The sequence below is a fragment of the Aerococcus sp. HMSC062A02 genome (assembly GCF_001809535.1).
In the GTDB taxonomy this organism is placed as follows: Bacteria; Bacillota; Bacilli; order Lactobacillales; family Aerococcaceae; genus Aerococcus.
The window spans coordinates 1-18400 of the sequence record NZ_KV797912.1 but is presented as its reverse complement, the minus strand read 5'-3'; the positions used below and the strand labels follow the sequence as shown (position 1 = coordinate 18400).

At 49.4% G+C, this 18400-nt stretch carries 17 protein-coding genes; all 17 read right to left on the bottom strand.

Annotation, left to right across the window (positions count from 1 at the left end; all coding sequences use genetic code 11):
- Window positions 1-298: 298 nt before the first annotated feature.
- A complete protein-coding gene (gene thrS / locus HMPREF2626_RS02760; RefSeq protein ID WP_070617178.1) occupies window positions 299-2236 on the bottom strand; it encodes a threonine--tRNA ligase in 1938 nt (645 codons plus the stop codon).
- Between the two features lie 521 nt (window positions 2237-2757).
- Window positions 2758-3234: an Asp23/Gls24 family envelope stress response protein gene (locus HMPREF2626_RS02755; RefSeq protein WP_070430420.1), complete on the bottom strand. Its 477-nt coding sequence runs from the start codon at window positions 3232-3234 to the stop codon at window positions 2758-2760.
- Between the two features lie 91 nt (window positions 3235-3325).
- Complete coding sequence (locus HMPREF2626_RS09920; protein WP_083272369.1) at window positions 3326-3499, bottom strand: DUF2273 domain-containing protein; 174 nt, start codon at window positions 3497-3499, stop codon at window positions 3326-3328.
- A 20-nt stretch (window positions 3500-3519) separates the two neighbouring features.
- Window positions 3520-4089 (bottom strand): alkaline shock response membrane anchor protein AmaP, encoded by a 570-nt coding sequence (amaP, locus tag HMPREF2626_RS02750; RefSeq protein ID WP_070617176.1) that lies wholly within the window; start codon window positions 4087-4089, stop codon window positions 3520-3522.
- A gap of 212 nt (window positions 4090-4301) precedes the next feature.
- Complete coding sequence (gene dnaI, locus HMPREF2626_RS02745; protein WP_070617174.1) at window positions 4302-5228, bottom strand: primosomal protein DnaI; 927 nt, start codon at window positions 5226-5228, stop codon at window positions 4302-4304.
- Between the two features lies 1 nt (window position 5229).
- Window positions 5230-6681 carry a DnaD domain protein gene (locus HMPREF2626_RS02740; protein WP_070617172.1) on the bottom strand — a complete coding sequence of 484 codons (1452 nt, stop codon included), beginning with the start codon at window positions 6679-6681 and terminating at the stop codon, window positions 5230-5232.
- A 14-nt stretch (window positions 6682-6695) separates the two neighbouring features.
- Entirely contained in the window at window positions 6696-7202 is a 507-nt protein-coding gene (gene nrdR / locus HMPREF2626_RS02735) for a transcriptional regulator NrdR (protein WP_067975287.1), read from the bottom strand.
- A 62-nt stretch (window positions 7203-7264) separates the two neighbouring features.
- Window positions 7265-7882: a dephospho-CoA kinase gene (gene coaE / locus HMPREF2626_RS02730; protein WP_070617170.1), complete on the bottom strand. Its 618-nt coding sequence runs from the start codon at window positions 7880-7882 to the stop codon at window positions 7265-7267.
- A gap of 1 nt (window position 7883) precedes the next feature.
- Window positions 7884-8717 (bottom strand): bifunctional DNA-formamidopyrimidine glycosylase/DNA-(apurinic or apyrimidinic site) lyase, encoded by an 834-nt coding sequence (gene mutM / locus HMPREF2626_RS02725; RefSeq protein ID WP_070617168.1) that lies wholly within the window; start codon window positions 8715-8717, stop codon window positions 7884-7886.
- Between the two features lie 208 nt (window positions 8718-8925).
- Window positions 8926-11595, bottom strand: coding sequence for a DNA polymerase I (gene polA, locus HMPREF2626_RS02720; protein WP_070617167.1), 2670 nt, complete (start codon window positions 11593-11595; stop codon window positions 8926-8928).
- A complete protein-coding gene (locus HMPREF2626_RS02715) occupies window positions 11588-12118 on the bottom strand; it encodes a hotdog family protein (RefSeq protein ID WP_070617165.1) in 531 nt (176 codons plus the stop codon). Before HMPREF2626_RS02715 ends, polA begins: the two co-directional genes overlap by 8 nt.
- Window positions 12119-12544: 426 nt before the next feature.
- Window positions 12545-13042, bottom strand: a complete 498-nt coding sequence (locus tag HMPREF2626_RS02710) for an Asp23/Gls24 family envelope stress response protein (RefSeq protein WP_070617163.1) — start codon at window positions 13040-13042, stop codon at window positions 12545-12547.
- Window positions 13043-13310: 268 nt separating this feature from the next.
- Window positions 13311-13814, bottom strand: coding sequence for a 2-amino-4-hydroxy-6-hydroxymethyldihydropteridine diphosphokinase (folK, locus tag HMPREF2626_RS02705; RefSeq protein ID WP_070617159.1), 504 nt, complete (start codon window positions 13812-13814; stop codon window positions 13311-13313).
- Window positions 13815-13828: 14 nt separating this feature from the next.
- On the bottom strand, window positions 13829-14197 hold the full coding sequence (gene folB / locus HMPREF2626_RS02700; RefSeq protein ID WP_070617157.1) for a dihydroneopterin aldolase: 369 nt from the start codon (window positions 14195-14197) through the stop codon (window positions 13829-13831).
- A gap of 11 nt (window positions 14198-14208) precedes the next feature.
- Window positions 14209-14766, bottom strand: coding sequence for a GTP cyclohydrolase I FolE (gene folE, locus HMPREF2626_RS02695; protein WP_070617154.1), 558 nt, complete (start codon window positions 14764-14766; stop codon window positions 14209-14211).
- Window positions 14767-16062 carry a bifunctional folylpolyglutamate synthase/dihydrofolate synthase gene (locus HMPREF2626_RS02690; protein ID WP_070617152.1) on the bottom strand — a complete coding sequence of 432 codons (1296 nt, stop codon included), beginning with the start codon at window positions 16060-16062 and terminating at the stop codon, window positions 14767-14769.
- A 9-nt stretch (window positions 16063-16071) separates the two neighbouring features.
- Window positions 16072-17877 carry a M3 family oligoendopeptidase gene (locus HMPREF2626_RS02685; protein ID WP_070617150.1) on the bottom strand — a complete coding sequence of 602 codons (1806 nt, stop codon included), beginning with the start codon at window positions 17875-17877 and terminating at the stop codon, window positions 16072-16074.
- Window positions 17878-18400 lie beyond the last annotated feature (523 nt).

The window sequence follows — 18400 nt, the reverse complement described above, 5'->3', positions numbered from 1 at the left end:
AGGCTAGCGGGAGAAATAGACCTCTGGAGCAAAGTCCTTTAGAAGACTGAAAGTCTTCTAAAGGACTTTGTGAAGAGAAGCTATTTCTGCTAGCCTAAACCCGACTAGAAGCGAATTATGGGGCGTAGGCATCAGCCGTACGCTCCGTTTGAGTCTCGTTAGGCGAGAGACCGAGGCTCGAGCCGTTGCCATGGCTCTTTAACGATCAAACTCAAGACGGAACGCATGCTCAAAAATACAGCTTATGAGAAAATCTAAAAAGCCCAGCCAAAATTCAGCTGGACTTAAAGTAATTCAATTATTCGTGGTTTTCAACGGCTTCTTGCAAGCTGGCGAAGAATTCTTGGAAGTCTTGACTTTCCGTCTTCTTAGAGCCATAGCGGCGGACCGTTACTGAACCTTCTTCAATTTCCTTGTCACCAAAGACAAGTTGGAAGGGAATCTTATGGGTTTGGGCTTCGCGGATCTTGTAGCCCATTTTTTCATTGCGGTCGTCAACCTTCACGCGGAAGCCTTTTGCCTTCATCTCATTAGCAATCTTGTAGACATAGTCGGCATGGGCATCTTCGTTAACTGGGATCAAAACAGCTTGGGTTGGCGCTAACCAAGTTGGGAAGGCTCCCTTGTATTCTTCGATCAGATAGGCAACGAAGCGTTCCATAGTTGAGATGACACCCCGGTGAATAACAACAGGACGGTGGGTATTTTGCCCGTCTTCACCGACATAAGTGATATTGAAGCGTTCAGGCAAGAGGAAGTCCAATTGAACCGTGGACAGGGTTTCTTCAGTTCCCAAGGCGGTCTTAGTTTGAACGTCTAGCTTAGGTCCGTAGAAGGCCGCTTCCCCTTCTGCTTCGAAGTATTCTAGTCCCAAGTCGTCCATAGCTTCCTTCAGCATAGCCTGTGCCTTTTCCCACATTTCATCGTCATCGAAGTATTTCTTGGTGTCGTTAGGGTCGCGGTAGGAGAGGCGGAAGCGGTAGTCAGTGATGTGGAAGTCTTCATAAACTTCACGGATCAAGTGGAGGACCCGGGTGAATTCATCCTTGATTTGGTCTGGACGGACAAAGATGTGGGCGTCGTTCAACGTCATTTCACGGACACGTTGGAGACCAGATAGGGAGCCAGATTTTTCATAGCGGTGCATCATCCCCAGTTCTGCGATCCGGATAGGGAGTTCGCGGTAGGAGTGGATGTGGTTTTGGTAGACTTCCATATGATGGGGGCAGTTCATCGGACGGAGGACTAATTGTTCGCCGTCGCCCATATCCATTGGTGGGAACATGTCATCACGGTAGTGGTCCCAGTGACCGGACTTCTTGTAGAGGTCCACATTGGCCATGATTGGCGTATAAACATGTTCGTAGCCTTGCGCCACTTCCTTGTCCACAATGTAGCGTTCGAGAATACGGCGGATAGTTGCCCCTTCAGGTAACCAGAATGGCAGGCCTTGGCCAACTTCTGGTGATACGAGGAAGAGGTCGAGTTCCTTACCGACTTTGCGGTGGTCGCGTTCCTTGGCTTCTTCCCGACGTTTGAGGTCAGCTTTCAGGTCCTTTTCATTAAAGTAGGCTGTCCCATACACCCGTTGCATCATTGGACGGTCAGAATCCCCGCGCCAGTAAGCCCCAGCTAAAGAAAGCAACTGGAAGTGCTTGATATAGCCGGTTGATGGCACGTGGCCGCCGCGGCAGAGGTCAGTAAATTCCCCTTGGCTGTAGATGGTAATGGTTTCGTCTTCAGGCAGGTCGTGGATTAATTCCAGCTTGTAAGGGTCTTCCTTGAAAATTTCCTTGGCTTCTTCCCGGCTCACTTCACGGCCTTCGATTGGGAAATCTTCTTGGACAATCTTTTCCATTTCTGCTTGGATAGCTAGCAGGTCTTCTTCCTTGACTTGTTGGCCTTCGCCGTTGTCGGTGTCATAGTAGAAACCATTCTCAATGGCAGGACCTACACCAAAGTGGATGTTTGGATAGATCCGGCGCAGGGCTTGGGCGAGCAAGTGGGCGCTCGAGTGGCGCAAGATTTCCAAGGCTTCCTCTTCATTGGACTTAGGATCAATTAATTCAATCGCTCCACCCTCCTGAATGGGTTCATCTAGGCCCTTCAACTGACCATCTAATTTATAAGCCAAAACGCGTTTAGCCAAGCTGTTTGAGATAGATTTGGCAACTTCGCGGCCAGAAACACCGGCTTCAAATTCTTTGACTGCTCCATCTGGAAATGTAATTTGCATGGTTATCCTCCTTGTAAAATAAAAAAAGCCCTAACTGAAGTTTCCTTCAATTAGGGACGTCATCTTAATCAATACGTGGTTCCACCCAATTTTTGCCTATTTAGGCACTCGTTCATGACCGATATCGGGGTTCACCGTTCAACTTCAATCATTGAAAGCCTCCGGAGTGGTCACCATCTCTGTTTGCGGATCTTCCACCAAACAATCCGTCTCTAGCATTCAAACAAAAACTTTGTCTCCATCACTGGCGCTTAACTAGTCTAACCCTATTAAAGCACTATTCAGATGAAAAAGCAAGGCAGACTTTTTAAAAAAGATGTGTGGGCTTGACTCGAGCCGATGCTAGGCTTTAGCCGTTGGGGCTTGAGCGCTTTACGGATAAAGTACAAGACAGGGCAGCCGTGTTGGTCCCCTAAGCATTTAAGGGTCAAATCCAGAAGCGGACGACAGATTCATCTTACCATGTTATAAAGAACAAAAAAGCTTGGGCAAGGAGCCCAAGCTTTGCTGGTGTTTCGTAATTATTGAACGCGTGAACCGTCTGAGTATTCACCGTCTTCGTGTGCACGACGACGTTCTTCAGCAGCTTTACGTTGTTCTTCGTTTTGTTTACGTTCCCATTCGCCACGAGTTACAACATCGTTAACGTTCATGTTAACTTCAACAACTTTTAAGCCAGTCATCTTGTTAACATTGTCAGAGATTTTCTTGATTGCTGATTCGAAAGCAGCAGGAATGTCCTTGCCATATTCAGCAATAACTTCTAAGTCTAAAGCAACTTCTTTCTTACCTACTTCTGCGCTAACGCCTTTTGTTTCGTCTTCGCCGGAGCCTGAGAAGAAGCCTTTAATACCTGAAGTGAAGCCACCTTGTAATTCAAGGATTCCTTCAACGCCTTGTACTGAATAGTTCGCGATTTTTTCGAGAACCTTGTCAGCGAAAGTTAATTCATTTTCGTGTTGTACTTGGTTTTGTTCATTAGCTTTTTGTTCTGCCATGATTATCATCCTCCAAAAAATTTATTACAATTGCTTGTACTCTAATCATACTGATTTCTCAAATTTTTTCAAATAATATGCCTTCGAATTTTTATAAATTCTTGTCAAAATATTTACCAGCGTAAAAACCAGCTACCGCAAGGACGGCCACCAAAATAGCGGTCCCAATATTGCTTGCCAAACTGATGACAGTAAATAAGAAAGCTGCAGCGGTACAGATAATACGCCATCTATAGGCATACCATGACTCTGGTGGTTGTTTCATTGCAAGGCCTCCTCCTTTAACTATCTCACGCGTGGTGCATTCTGAGCTGCTTGAGCTTGAGCCGCGCGGGTATCAATTTGGTTGACTTTAACATTGACGGACCCTGGCTTGCCGCCGAGCTTACGGCCAACAGCTGCTTCCACCTGTTCTTGGACAGCTTTAGCAATGGTCGCAACGGGTGCGTCTTGGCTAACATCTACGGTAACGTCCAGCTTGGTGTCCCCTGGATGATTGCCCATCTTAGCTTCAGCTTGTGGGTGCTTGACCGCATCAACTGAGCGCGCAGCATGTGTCGCAGCTGCTTCTGCTACCGTGTGGTCAACCCTAACCTCACCATGCTCAGTGTCCACTTGCAACCAGGCCTTCTTTGAGGTGGCAAAGCAAGCATAGAGCAGGAAGATGAGCGCAATTACAGCTACTACAGCCAAGACAATAGCAACCGTGGTGCTGACTTCCGGAATGCCTAAGACATAATAGGCAACAAATTCCGTCAAGTAAGGAATCGGATACAGCACAGCGATAGCTGCAAGCAAGGCTAAGATTGCAATTAAAGCACCTAGAACTTGGATGAATTTAACAAATCCGTTCATAGGAAGGCTCCCCCCTATTCATATTCAATTTAAAAAATAACAAGTATCTCTTATATCCTTAGATTAGCCTTTATTTCCCCTAAATGCAAATTATATGACTTTTAATCCAGAAAAAATCCTAGCTATCCTTCAAAACAAAAAGTCTCCCAACTAGACCCTTGATCTAGCCTAGTTGAGAGACTTTTTGTCAGCTAAAATACACAATATTGTTCTTAATCATGGCGTCGGTTACGCCCACCGACTTCGATTTCTTCAGCGAGGAAGGCAATTCGTTCCATAATCCGCCCCGCCTTGACGTCCTCGATATCTCCAGAATTTGTCCGTGCTAGGTGGGTCTCCAATTCTTCAAAGTTAAAGTTAGAAGAAAAGAAGGTGGGTAGCTGTTCGTTCATCCGGTATTGGAGGATAACCCCCAGGATATCATCCCTGAGCCAGGCGGAATTGCTCTCAGCACCGATGTCATCGAGCATAAGGAGGGGCGCCTTCTGCAGGGCTTCCAGCTTGTCCTGGACAGTGTTACTAGCGATGCTCTGCTTGATCGATTGAGCAAACTGCGGGTAGTGGACCAGGGTCGTTTCATACCCCTTGTCCGCCAAATCATTGGCAATAGCCGCAAGGAGGAAGGTCTTCCCTACCCCGAAGGCCCCGTGGAAATAGAGGCCCTTGTGGAAGCGGTCGGGGGCCTTGAGATAGGCCGTGGTAAAAGTCAAAGCCCGGCTAGCCGCTTCCTGACGGGCAGGGTCATCGACATCGAATTGGTCGAAATTTGCTTCACGCAGAGACTTGGGCAGGTCCACCAGGGTAATCCGGCGGTCGCGCTTGAGCTCCGCTTGCTTGGCCAAATAATCCTCATTAGCCACATATTGGACATCAATATAGTTCACATTCATCTGCAATTGGGGGTGGAAATTAGGGATCTTGGGCTCATAGCCCGCTTGGATTCGCTTCTTTTCTTGGACGAATTCATAGATCTTAGACAAGCTACGCTGGATCATGGCCTCATCCACCTGGTCCTGGTGCTGGTTGATAAAGGCTTGGACGTCGGGATCGCTGAGGGCCTCTGCTTGAATTTCCTTAAGTCTTTCTTTGTAGTCCTTTTGCTCTAGGATTTTTTTGATTTCTGGTCCGATATTTTGCATCTTAACGATCCTCCTTGTGCCTTTGGGCGATTAGGTCGCGCAAGTTTTGAGACTGGTCCGTCCTTTGCTGGTTCGTCTGGTCAGCTGGCTTGGCCGCCTCTTCGCCAGCTTTAAACCACTTGGGCTTGACTTCTTCGCGGCCTGGGCGTTTTTGATAATTTCTCTTTTGGTAGCGGGCTTGGCGTTTCTGCTGCATACGTTTGATCTTGGCTTGTTTTTGATGGTCGAGCCGGCCGCGTAGGTAGAGCAAGGCAGCTTCGGGTGAGTCCACCTTGTGCTGGCTCCAATCATCTGCCGTGGCTTCTAACAAGGGGCGGCTCAAGCGGTCCTTGCCGTCTTCCACTAGGTAATAGTGAATCATAACATTAAGAGTAGCCGGATTGAGTATGCCCATCTGGAGGATGTCTCCAATGGCCTGGGTCTCATTCTTGGTCAAAAAGCCCCCCTGCTGGTCCTTGATCGACTTGGCAAAAGGCACCGAGGGGTAATTGCGCAGGGTCGCTGTAAATGCCAGATCTTCATCACTCAAGCCTTGTTCTTTCCAGAGCTTCTGAGCTTCTTCCTGGGCCTGGGCTTGTACTTCCTGGAATTCCTGACTGCGTTCCTTGAGCGGGGCCTTGTTATCGGCTTCAGCCTGGGCCAGGGCAATAGCCTGGTACTTGTCCAGATCAATCTTATTTTCTTTGATATCACAGGCTTCTAGGGCCATTCGCTGGAGGCTGACCTCATCGTAGCCAAAAATTTCGTGGAGGGTCTGGGTCATATCGATCACTTCTTTAGTCAGCGCCTTCTCCCCCACAAAGCTACCCTGGAGGAGCTCCTTAAAGGCCTGGAGATCGAACTTAGAGTCCTGGCCCAGGTCAAAATGCTTGTCTCCTTCATTGGTACGGACCAAGTGTTCCCGGGTCTCCTGACTGACCGGGTAGATGGCCTGGGGCAAGCGGTAGACATCACGGAAGGAAGCCGTCACGTCCCGCCAGTCCGCCTGCTCCAAAGCCTGGTAGGGCTGCCAGGAAAAGCGATCAACCAAGCGGTGAAAGCGGTCTTCACCCACATAATAAATGAGCAAGGACGACATCAGTGAATCGGTAAAGAATTTATCCGCCGGCAAGGGTGCTAACAAGTCATAGCGGGTCTGGACCTGTTTGTCGGGATTCTGGTTTTGGAAGACTTGGACCAAGCCCAGGGCCTCCAGCCGCTGCCTAGCCCGGATATACTCTTCCTTGCCCATCACCAATTGCTCCATCAAGTCCGAGTGCCGGAGAATCGAGGAGTGCCAGGCCCCGACTTCAATCTGGGCACGCAAGCTCTGGTAGAGGGCCGCACTCTCCGCCCCCAGCATAGGCTGGTAGAGGTGAAGAAAAACAGCCATATCATTTTCCGAAAGCCATTCTTTCTGGTAGATGATAAGGCCGCTCTGTGGTTCTAAACTTTCCCATGGGATAAAGGCCAAATTAACACTCCCTTCTAGTCTGTGTCTCCATCCAAGTCGAGGTTCTGCTGGCCCTCAACCTGCTTGCGCTGCAGTTGGCGGAGGGATTCAATCTCTTCTAAGAAGACAGTCGGGTCTTCAAAACGGCGGTAGACACTCGCATAACGGATATAGGCCACTTCATCAATAGCAGGCAGGCGGTCCATGACCATCTCTCCAATATCCTGGGAGGAGACTTCATCATGGGGCCGGGCCCGCAATTCAGACTCAATCTCTGACACTAAGCGCTTCAAGTCCTCCAAGGCAACGGGCCGTTTCTCACAAGACCGGACCATGCCGCGCAGTAATTTCTCCCGCGAGAATTCCTGGCGGTTACCGTCGCGCTTAATCACTAGCAGTGGTGGCTGTTCCACCCGCTCAAAGGTGGTAAAGCGGTAGTCGCAGGCCAAACAAGCCCGGCGACGGCGGATAGCACTCCCTTCCTCGGTGGGACGGCTATCCACCACTTTGGTATTATCATGATGGCATTTTGGGCATTGCATAAGATTCTCACCTATTTCTTTACAAGAAGGACGTTTTCATGCCTATTATAGCATAAGCACAGCTATTCAGCGACAGGATTTGGGCTAAAACCGCTGATTCCTAGCCAAGCATCTACTTGTTGGTAGGTATAGGACAGGTCCCTACCGTTATCGATTAGAATATCCGCCCACTCTGCCTTGCGTTCGATAGAAATCTGGGAACATATCCGCTGGAAGGCCTCCCCTTCACTGAGCTGGTCGCGGGCCATCAAGCGTTCCAATTGAACCGACTCGGAACAGTAGACCACCATCACCTGGTCACAGTCTGCCTGGTAGCCTTCTTCATAGAGCAAGGGAATGTCAAGAACAACTAAGTCGTGCCCTGCAGCATCATAGGCTTGGGCCTCTTGGATGATCCACTGACGGATATGGGGTTGAAGAAGCTGGTTCAGCTCTTGGCGGGCCCGGTCATCCGCAAAAATGAGCTGGCCTAATTTTTTTCGGTTAATGGTCTGGTTGGGAAAGATATAGTCCTCCCCAAAATGTTCCCGGATGGCTTCCAGTCCTGGCTGGCCGGGTTCAACCACAGCCCGGCTCCCCAAATCGGCATCGACAATGGGATAGCCTAGGGACTGGAAGTGCTTGCTGACCGAGCTCTTGCCCGTTGCAATGGATCCGGTTAATCCTAAATGAAATGTCATCTTATCTCCTTTCCTTCTTTAAGACTTGGCAGCGTGGACAAAAAGTTGTCCCCCTCTGACCGACCTTGATCTTCTTCATCGGGGTCTGACAGCGGGGACAGGGCAGCCCTGCCCGTCCGTAAGCATTGAGGGTCTGTTGGAAGCCCCCACTGTGGCCCAGGGCATCAGTATAAGAACGAATCGTCGTCCCACCCTTGGCCATGGCCTCCCCAATCACTTCCTCAGCATAATGGACTAAGCGGTTGGACTTCAGCCTGGACACCGTGTTAGCCGGCTGCTCAGGATGGAGGCGGCTCCGGTAAAGAATTTCGTCGGCATAGATATTGCCAATCCCTGCCACCACATGTTGGTCCAGGAGCACCAGCTTAATGGCCAACTTCCGCCGCTGAAGCTGCTGGTAAAAAGTATCGGCATCCAAATTCCAAGGTTCCGGTCCCAAGTTAAGCCGGGCTAATTCATCGTCCATCTCTGCTTTGGGAAATAGCCGGATGCGGCCAAACTTGCGAACATCATGGTAGCGGAGGTCGCGGCCATCATCGAGCTGGAGAACGAGGTGGGTGTGCTTATCTACGGCCTGGTCGCTGGGCAGGACTAGCCACTTGCCTTCCATCCGCAAATGGCTGATCCAAGCCCAATCGCCCCAGTCAAAGATTAAATACTTGCCCCGGCGTCCTAAGCCCTCGAGGCGCAGTCCCGGCATAATGGCTTCAAATTCTTCAGGGCTAGGCCGGTCAATTATCTTGGGCCAGCTTAAGCTAAGTCCGGTCACCCTAGATCCTAGCACTAAGTCTTCCAACCCCTGGCGGACCCGGTCCACTTCAGGTAATTCTGGCATCTTTCATCCTCCTTTCATCTGAAAGTGAAAAGCCTGGCCGCAAAGCTGTCCGCGGCCAAGCATTATCTATATCTTAATACTTTTAAATACAAATTTGCAGTGGTTGGCGCAATAATCGATAGGTCTGCTAGTGATGAGCAAAAACGGAACGGATGCTCACCTGCAGCCTCTATATGAGCCTACGATTAGCTATTAAGCGACAAACACCTTATTTGGCATCGTACCAAGTATCGCCATAGTTACTATCCACAATTAGAGGCACGTCCAATTCAACGGCGGATTCCATCACTTGTGGCACTAATTCTTCCAGGCGGGCGATTTCTTCTTCGGGCGCCTCGAAGATCAGCTCATCGTGGACTTGGATGAGCAGTTTGGCTTGGAGTCCTTCCTCTTCTAGGGCAGCCTCCATTTTCAACATGGCTAGCTTGATAATATCAGCGGCTGTCCCCTGGATTGGTGTATTCATGGCTGTCCGTTCGGCGAAGGACCGCACGTTAAAGTTGCGCGCCTTAATATCAGGCAGGTAGCGGCGGCGGTGGAAGAGGGTTTCCACATAACCCTTCTCGCGAGCGGATTCCACAATCTCATCCATGTAGACCTTAACCTTGGGGAAGTTATCGAAGTAAGAATCAATGAAGGCCTTGGCTTGGGGCCGGGAAATATTGAGGTTCTTACTGAGTCCATAGTCGGAAATCCCATAGACAATCCCGAAGTTTACTGCCTTGGCATCCCGGCGCTGATTAGGTGTTACATCTACCTCGTCAATGCCGAGAACGCGGCTAGCCGTGGTCCGGTGAATGTCCCGGTTCTCCTTGAAGGCCTTCTGCAAGTGCTCATCGCCTGAAATATGGGCGAGGACCCGGAGTTCGATCTGCGAATAGTCCGATGAGAAGATCTTCCAACCCGGTTCAGATGGAACAAAGGCTTGGCGGATCTTCCGACCGTTCTCTGTCCGAATCGGAATATTTTGCAAGTTCGGGTCTGCCGAAGACAAGCGCCCCGTAGTGGTCAGGGTCTGGATAAAGCGGGTATGGACTTTGTGGTCCTCTTGGATAAAATTCTGGATGCCCTCGATATAAGTCGATTGCAACTTAGCCAGCTGGCGATAATCCAAGATTAAGTCGACGATCTCTGCCTTGCCCTGTAATTTCTCCAATTCCGATTGGGCTGTCGAATAGTGGCCGGACTTGGTCTTTTTACCAGCAGGCAAGCCCATCTCTTCGAAGAGGACATCGCTCAATTGTTGGGTAGAATTGATATTGAATTCATGGCCAGCTTCTTGGTAGATGGCAGCTTCTAGGTCATCCAGCTGACCTTCGATGGCTTCATGCATGGCTTCTAGGGTAGACCGCTCAACACGAATCCCCCGAATCTCCATGTTAGCCAAGACCAGGGCCAGGGGCAGTTCCATATCGCGGTAGAGTTCTGTCATCTGGTCTGCTGCCAGGCGTTCTTTGGCTATGGGCACCATCCGGCAGATCACATCAATCTTCCGGGCGAGATGGTCGTGCATCTGGCTTTCATCTTCTGGAACGGCCTGCTTCTTGCCCTTGCCGTAGACCATTTCGTCATAGGCCAGGTCATCAATTCCGAATTCACGAGCCGCTTCCGCTAGGTCATTGGAATTATCCTTGGCATGGACCAGGTAGGAAGCAATCAGGACATCTTCTGACACCCCTTGGAAGTCGATCCCTTCCCGGGCCAACATGACCTTGGTCCGCTTGGCATCGAAGACCTGCTTGGTGCGACTAGCATCTTCCGCCCATTCTCGGAAGGCGGACGACGCTAAGGCCACTTCTTTGGGCAGGACATAGACCTGGTCAGAATTCCCCAATGCGAAGGCAATAATCTCCCCTTGGTGGTAGTTCTTGGCAAACATTTCACCATAAAAGGCCATCTCTTCCGCTTGAAAAATCTCAGCCGTCACTTGGTCTGCTTCTGTCAAAACTTGGTAAGGAATGTCTCGAGCTTCCGCTTGGACTTGGTCCGAGAGATCGGAATCTTCCAAGAGATCAGTCATAAAGCGGTTGAAGTTCATTTCCTTGTAGAAGTCTAGCAGGGCTTCTTGGTCAAGGTCCCGCTTCTTGATGTCGTCGTAGCCAATTTCTAATGGAGCATCGTCTAAGATCCGGGCAAGTTTTTTGGATAGGAAGGCGGCTTCTTTGTCCTTAATGAGGTTTTCTTTGCGCTTTTTGCCGGAAACCTTATCAATATTGTCGTAAACGCCCTCCATAGACCCAAATTCGTGGAGGAGCTTGAGGGCTGTTTTCTCGCCAATCCCAGTGACGCCAGGATAATTATCGGAAGAATCGCCCATGAGTCCCTTCATGTCCACAATCTGTTCAGGAGTGATTTGCCAGTTTTCCTGGATTGAAGCGGGCGTATATTCTTCCAATTGGCTGACCCCGCGCCGAGTAATGTCCACGCGGATATTGTCGCGGGCCAGCTGAGTCAGGTCTCGGTCACCCGAAATAACCACCACATCGAAGGTCTCTGGATCAGCCTGTAAGGCCAGGGTCCCGATAATATCATCGGCTTCATAATTAGCCAGTTCATAATGAGCCAGACCGAAAGCATCTAATAAGACGTTAAAGAAAGGCATCTGCTCCCGGAATTCATCCGGCGCACTCTGCCGGCCGCCCTTGTAATCATCGTACATCTCCGTTCGGAAGGTGGTCTTCCCCGCATCCCAAGCCACCAAGGCATGGGTCGGTTCTTCCTTATCCAAGACCGTCTTCAGCATGGCATGGAAGGCATAGAGGGCATTGGTATGCAAGCCATTCTTATTGACAAAAGAATCCAAATTTTGAATAGCATAGAAGGCCCGAAAAGCCAAAGAAGAGCCATCGAATAAAAGTAATTTATTTTTTTTAGTCACTGTTTACATCGCCTCCATCAACACGCTTCAATTCACTCGAATCAATAATTTTGGGTTGGTCAGTCAGGGCTTCTTCGGGCGGAAGGACCATCAGCATGGCATCCAAAACCCGGTCCTCCCCGGTGGTTTCGTTATTGCCGATGACATGGATGGTCACATAACCCCGCCATTCCTCAATCCGAATCACTTCAAAATGATAGGTGATGGTCGAATCGTGGCGGATAGCCTTATTAATCGTGAAATTCATCTCCACCAACATGGAACCCGGCCCCGGGAAATGCATGGAAACCGTCCGCGTAATCGCCCCCATCAAGGCAATCGGCGGAATCACCGTCTCCAGATCAACCTCCTGGTGGGCCTCCTCCGTCTTCAAATAGCGGGGATTAATATCATTGGTTACCCCCATATAGAGGAGAATATCCCGCTCCCGAAAACGTTCCGTCATGGTAAACGTATCCCCCACATCAATCGCATGCAGAGGCTTGCCAAAAGACAAACCATCATCATTATTATAAGCCACCATAACACACCCTCACTTCCTAATTATCTCTATATATTCTATCAAATCCCCAAAAGAAACACAAAAAAAGGAAGGGTGTGAGAGGATGCGGGAGAAAGGGAGCTCTGGAGCAAAGAGCCAGAGAAGACTGCAAGTCTTCGACGGATCTTTGCGAAGAGGAGCCCTTTCTGCATCCTCGAACCCGACTACACAGGGTGTGAGGGCGCGCGGTTAGAAATTTAAAATAATAAATAACCTAGTAAGGATTATTGCCTCCTTACTAGGTTATTTTCATTCTTAGACCTGGAGCAACTTTCAAATGGGGGCTCCATTAGCAAGTAGGATCAGGTTAACTTTCAAATGGAAGCTTTAATAAAAAGTAGCCAAACAAAAACTCCCTAGCTATCCACACGCCTGGATTTCTAGAGAGTTTGTTCAATTGCATGCTAATTAGTCATCGGGAAATTGTTTGTAGTGGACCTTGCGATAGTCTTCTTCCGTCATGATATCGCGGACATTGACATTCACTTCCACAACTTCTAAGCCCGTTGCTTCATGGATGCGTTTGTTGACATTTTCAACAATTTCATCAAATATCTTAGGGATTTCCTTACCGTAAGCAACGACAATATCGAGGTCCACGGCAACTTCCACATTGCCAACTTCAGCGTTCACGCCGTCTTGGTAGTGGTCCCCTTCTTCATGTCCCTTGTCCTCTTCCTGGTCTTGACCTTCTTTCTCATCCCCTTGGTCGTCATCAGAGAAGCTTTCTTGAGCTTTTTCTTTAACTTGGTCAGCGAAGTTAGCAGCTTGGGACAAGGCCGTATTGAAGGCGTTCCCTTGAGTAGTTAGGACCCCATCGACTTCTAGAACGGCACGGCTCGCAATTGTTTCAATCGCTTGCGCATCAAAATTTAAATCATTTTCTCGTTTGATTTCTTCAGCCATTTTGAATCACTCTTTTCTCTCTTTAATTAACTTGGTAGATTTATGTTTACAATAGCATAAAATCATTGAAATACCAAAGTATAAGCCTTCAAGAAAATCTTGAAAAAGAGCCTTGTCAAAAGTCGCTTATCTAAAACTTAGATGAAACTTTTGTTCCAGACGGTAGTGATCCTCTCAGAATTTAAAAATCAAATTCAAAAGCGGAAGGCATGCTCATCCGCCCAATTCTAGAAGAAAAGCCCAGGACCTCTCGTCGCTGGGCATCCTGCTATTCGTAAATCCGCACATCCGCCTTCTCTGCTTCAGGCAGGGCATCACGCAAGGCTTGGATGGTCTGACCCGTACCAGGTAAGACAAAATCCGCTGCAATCTCTGCCATGGGGAAGAGGACGAAGGCGCGCTCTTGAATGCGAGGATGGGGTAATTCCAAGATTTCATGGTCAATGATTTGATCTTCGTAGGCGAGCAGGTCCACGTCAATAGTTCGTGGCCCGTTCTTAATCGTCCGCACCCGGTTGAGATCATCTTCAATCTGCTGGGCAATCCCTAATAAGGCGAAGGGATCGCAGGTGGTTTCGACTTCGAGAACCATATTCAAAAAGTCTGCTTGGTCGGCATAGCCCTTGGGTACCGTTTCATAGACATGGGACTTTTGGACAACGGAGGTAGACTCATTCCGGTCCAAAGCCTTAATCGCCCGGTTCAAAAACTCCCGGCGTGGCTCAATGTTAGACCCCAGGGCAATGTAGGCATGGTGGGTTTCAAGTGGCATAACAGCTCTCCTTCCTAATGGCGTTCACGGTAAATCTCGACAGCGACTGAATCGTAATGGCCCGGAATCGGTGGATCGGGTTTGGTGACCTTGACCTGCAGGGCGTCCACCAAATCTTGGCTAGCCAGGACCTCATCGGCAATGGCTTGGGCCAGACGTTCAATCAACTTGAAAGGCTCCCCTTCGACAACCCGCTTGACACTGTCATAAACTTCGCCATAGTGGGCACTGTCAGTCATTTGGTCCGTCTGCCCGGCCCGGCTCAGATCCAAGTAGAGGGCCAGGTCAACAATGAAACGCTGGCCGAGCTTGGTCTCTTCCGGAAAGAGGCCGTGGTAGGCATAGAAATTCAAACCATTTAAATAAATGCAATCTTCTTTCACAAGACCCACTCCTAAGCTCGGATCATCGATAGGACTTCTTTACGCAGTTCGGAGTTTTCCTTAAAGCAACCCAGAGCGGACTTGGTTACGGTAGAAGCTCCTTCTTTATGGACGCCCCGGATGGACATGCACATGTGCTCTGCTTCAAGAACGACAAAGACACCTTCCACTTCGAGATTATCAGCAATCGTATGCGCCACTTCTGTTGTGATCTGTTCCTGTAATTGGAGTCGGAGGCTGATATCCTCTAAGATTCGCGCCAGTTTGCTTAAGCCAACTACCTTGTCTGCTCCGGGTACATAGGCAATATGGCCAACCCCGTAGAAGGGCAAGAGGTGGTGCTCACACATGGAATGGAAGGGAATATCCTTGACTAAGACTAGTTCACTATCTTCAGCCGTGAACTGTTTTTCCATGTGTTGGGAGGGGGTTCTTTGGTAACCATCCAAGAGTTCAGCATACATCTTAGCCACCCGTTTCGGCGTTTCCTGCAAACCTTCCCGGTCGGGGTCTTCCCCAATTCCGATTAATAAGTCACGAATTGCTTGTTCAATCTTTACTTTATCCATTTAAATATCATTTCCTAACTTCTTATTGATTAGATTCCTCATGTAGCCTACATAATAGAAACTCCCGAAAATGACTAAGACATCATCCTGGCTTAAATATTTCATCGCTTTATTGAAGGCGTCTTCATAAGAATCAGATGGAACTATTGTATCATATTGTTCAGGGTATATGGAAACGATTTTATCCCTGAGTTCTTGAGCACTTAAAGCTCGGGGCGTATTTGGGCGGACAGTGACAATCTGATCCAAGATCGGAACAATCTCGGCAACTGCATGGGTCACGTCTTTATCCGCCAGCATGCCCATAATGGCAACGATTCCTTGGTCGGGAAAATAGCGCTCTAAGTTGAGCTTAAGCTGACTGACCCCATCTAAATTATGCGAACCATCGACAACAATGGTAGGCTGGTCGTGCATAATTTCAAAACGGGCTTGCCATTTCACTTGGTCCAGGCCTCGGGCAAGCGCTTGGTCAGTAACAGGATAGCCCTGCTGGCGCAAGCTCTCGACAGCTTCCAGGACCACACTAGCATTCTGCAATTGGTGGGCCTCCAGGAGGTTGAGCTGCCAGGTCTGTCCTTTATAACTAAAGACTTGCTTACGGGCTTGGTCGCTAGGCAAGGCTCGGATGTCATCAGGATCAACTTCTAAATACGGCGCGCCCATTTCTTCCGCCTTAGCTTGGATGACAGTCTTGGCTTCAGGATCCTGAGGGTAGGAAATCACGGGGCGGCCGGCTTTAATAATGCCTGCTTTTTCGCCAGCAATTTCGCCTAGACTGTGGCCTAAGATACCGACATGATCGAAGGCAATCTTCATCAGTAAAGTGACTAAGGGAGCCTTCACCAGGTTGGTCGCATCCAAGCGGCCCCCGAGACCTACCTCCAGAACAACCAGATCACAGGCTTGGTCGGCAAAGATTAACCAAGCCATAGCGGTATAGACTTCGAATTCTGTCAGGTGGAGGTCTAAGCGCTCACAGGACCCCTTGATAGCCTGGGCTGCCCGGATAATCGCTTCATCGGAGACAGGCACCCGGTTGACCATGATCCGCTCATTAAAGGACATGATGGAAGGCGAGGTATAAAGTCCCACCTTATAGCCCGCTTCTTCTAGAATCGTTGCTAGCATCATGGCTGCTGACCCCTTGCCATTAGTCCCAGCAATGTGGATGGTGGGCAATTGATCTTGGGGATTGCCCAAGTCTGCCATTAATTGAGCCATAGTATCCAAGCCGAGGACCATTTTCCCTTCTTCAGCTAGGGGTAAGAGCTCTTCTAATGTTTCATAATCCATAATTTTCTCCTATTGGTAGTTTTCTAAATAAGTTTGCCCTTCGTGGACAAAGGCACGGACATCTTGGAGGGCTAGCGCGACGCCTTCCTGCCAGAAATCGATCTGGGTCAGGTCAACGCCTAAGTGTTTAGCCGCCAGGTCTTCGACAGTCATTACCGCTGTATCCCTCAAGAGAGCCACATAGCGTTCAGTGAAGTGGTCCGGATCTTTCATCAATTCGGCCAAAATTCCCTGGCTAAAGAGATAACCGAAGCTATAAGGGAAGTTGTAGAAAGGCACATCTGAAATAAAGAAGTGCAGCTTGCTGGCCCAGAAATGCGGGTGGTAGCTATCCAGCGCTCCTGCAAAGGCTTCGCGCTGGGCTGACACCATCAGCTGGTTCAGACGCTCTTCCCCCACATAGCCGGCTTGACGTTCACTGTAAAAATTCTTCTCAAAGAGATAACGTGCTCGGATATCCATAAACATGGCCGTCGTGTTCTCCAGCTTAGCGTTGAGCAACTGGAGACGCTGGCCAGGATCTTTGGCTTCCGCTAATTGACTGCTAGCAATCAAGTTTTCTGCCAAGGTAGAAGCGGTTTCCGCCACATTCATGGCATAGCCCTGCTGCCAGGTCGATAAGTCCCGCATGACATAGGAATGGAAGGCATGGCCTAGCTCATGGGCTAGGGTACTGACATCTTGGGCAGACCCAGTAAAAGTCATAAAGATCCGCGATTCGCCATTGGCCAGGGGCTCCGTGCAGTAACCGCCTGGACGCTTACCTGGCCGGTCTTCCGCTTCCACCCAGCCTGCCTTGAGGGCTTGGTCCGCAAAGTCCGCCATTTCGTCACTAGTCTTCCGGAAGTGGTCGACAACAAATTGGCAAGCTTCTTCCCATGTATAGCGCTGAACCTGGCTGTCACTGAGGGTCAAGGGTGCAGCGACGTCTTGCCAATTTAACTTATCCAGTTGCAATAATTTTTGTTTGGTCTTAAGGAATTGCAGGAGGTCCGGACGAGCCGCATCTACCGCTTCCCACATGGCTCCTAAAGTATGGTAGGTCATCCGGTTCTGGCGCAGAGGCTCCTCGAGAAAGTCATCCCCATGGGCCTTCTGCTCAGTCATCCGGTAGCCTGCAAGGTGGTTTAGAAGGCGGGCAAAAACTGGCCCCATTTCAGTAAAGGCGGCTTCCCAGGCCTTGAAGAAAGCTGCCCGTTTCTTGGGATCCGGATCGTCCAGCATATGGTTCATAGCCTGGCCGACTGAATATGTAGTCTTACTGCCTTCAGGTTGGATATGGAGGCAAGCAACCAGGCTATCGTAGGTCTGGGACCAAGCTTCGATACCATCGCGATCCAAGGCCAAAAGCAAACGTTCTGTTTTCGGGTCCAGGGCCTGACTAGCTTCTCGGCGGCGCTCTTCTAAGTGGAAGCGGTAAGGCGCAAGCAAGGGACTCGCCAAGACTTCTTGCCATTCAGCCTCAGACCAAGCAAGGAGCTTCTGGTCAAAGTTTAAAGCAAGCCCGTCGAAGCTTTCCAGGAGTTGGCCAACTCGGTCGAGGGCTAAGACTGGTGCCTCTGCTTGAATATCGGTGTCTGCTGCCATTTGGGCAAAACTATCCAGGGTCACTAGTTCCTCTTCCAGGCCCTCCAAGTCTTGGATGAGTTGGTAGAGGTCTTGATCCGCTTCTTCGCTTTTAGCTTCGAAGGCTTTCACTTTCTTACTTAAAAGTTCTTTTTCAATTTTGGCAGCTTCAAGGCTTTCCTTAAAAGCTGACCCTGCCACCCCGCCTGGGTAGAGGTCGTCGAGCTGCCAAGTGTTTGGATAAGTCATTGAATCCTCCTTAATTGTTGTTTGTGCGCTTAAACTCATGGTAGGTGTTTCTTGAAAATTGATTTGATTAGGCTCGCTATTTGCCTTTTGGCCGAAAAAGTATGTTTTTTATTGGCATGCAGGGGCATCGCGTGTCGATTGATACTTGCTATCTGCATTTAGAGCCTCCGAATGCAGAGCGGATACTTACTATCTGTACTCGAACCCTCCGAATGCAAATTGATCACTTGCTATCTGCACTCAGACCCTCCGAGTGCAAATTGGGCGCTCGCTATCTGTATTCAGACCTTCCGAATGCAGACTGCACACCTGCTACCTGTATTCGGGCTCTCCGAATGCAAATAGGCAATGCGCTAGCCAGTTAGAATTATACGCCTACCTTCACACCCTAGCTGGGTTCGGCCTGGCAGACTCGGAGTGATTTCACAAGTCTGAAACGAGCGAATACTTCGCTCTTTTTCCGACTTGCTCCAATCATCCGAGTCTAAACGCCAGCCCTCACACCCTTTATAGTCGGGTTCGG

Coding starts and splice junctions, on each gene's coding strand:
- dnaI (WP_070617174.1), bottom strand. CDS start 5,228: ATGCAAAATATCGGACCAGAAATCAAAAAAATCCTAGAGCAAAAGGAC.
- thrS (WP_070617178.1), bottom strand. CDS start 2,236: ATGCAAATTACATTTCCAGATGGAGCAGTCAAAGAATTTGAAGCCGGT.
- HMPREF2626_RS02685 (WP_070617150.1), bottom strand. CDS start 17,877: ATGACTTATCCAAACACTTGGCAGCTCGACGACCTCTACCCAGGCGGG.
- mutM (WP_070617168.1), bottom strand. CDS start 8,717: ATGCCAGAATTACCTGAAGTGGACCGGGTCCGCCAGGGGTTGGAAGAC.
- amaP (WP_070617176.1), bottom strand. CDS start 4,089: ATGAACGGATTTGTTAAATTCATCCAAGTTCTAGGTGCTTTAATTGCA.
- nrdR (WP_067975287.1), bottom strand. CDS start 7,202: ATGCAATGCCCAAAATGCCATCATGATAATACCAAAGTGGTGGATAGC.
- HMPREF2626_RS09920 (WP_083272369.1), bottom strand. CDS start 3,499: ATGAAACAACCACCAGAGTCATGGTATGCCTATAGATGGCGTATTATC.
- HMPREF2626_RS02710 (WP_070617163.1), bottom strand. CDS start 13,042: ATGGCTGAAGAAATCAAACGAGAAAATGATTTAAATTTTGATGCGCAA.
- HMPREF2626_RS02755 (WP_070430420.1), bottom strand. CDS start 3,234: ATGGCAGAACAAAAAGCTAATGAACAAAACCAAGTACAACACGAAAAT.
- folK (WP_070617159.1), bottom strand. CDS start 13,814: ATGCCACTTGAAACCCACCATGCCTACATTGCCCTGGGGTCTAACATT.
- coaE (WP_070617170.1), bottom strand. CDS start 7,882: ATGACATTTCATTTAGGATTAACCGGATCCATTGCAACGGGCAAGAGC.
- HMPREF2626_RS02690 (WP_070617152.1), bottom strand. CDS start 16,062: ATGGATTATGAAACATTAGAAGAGCTCTTACCCCTAGCTGAAGAAGGG.
- folE (WP_070617154.1), bottom strand. CDS start 14,766: ATGGATAAAGTAAAGATTGAACAAGCAATTCGTGACTTATTAATCGGA.
- HMPREF2626_RS02715 (WP_070617165.1), bottom strand. CDS start 12,118: ATGGTGGCTTATAATAATGATGATGGTTTGTCTTTTGGCAAGCCTCTG.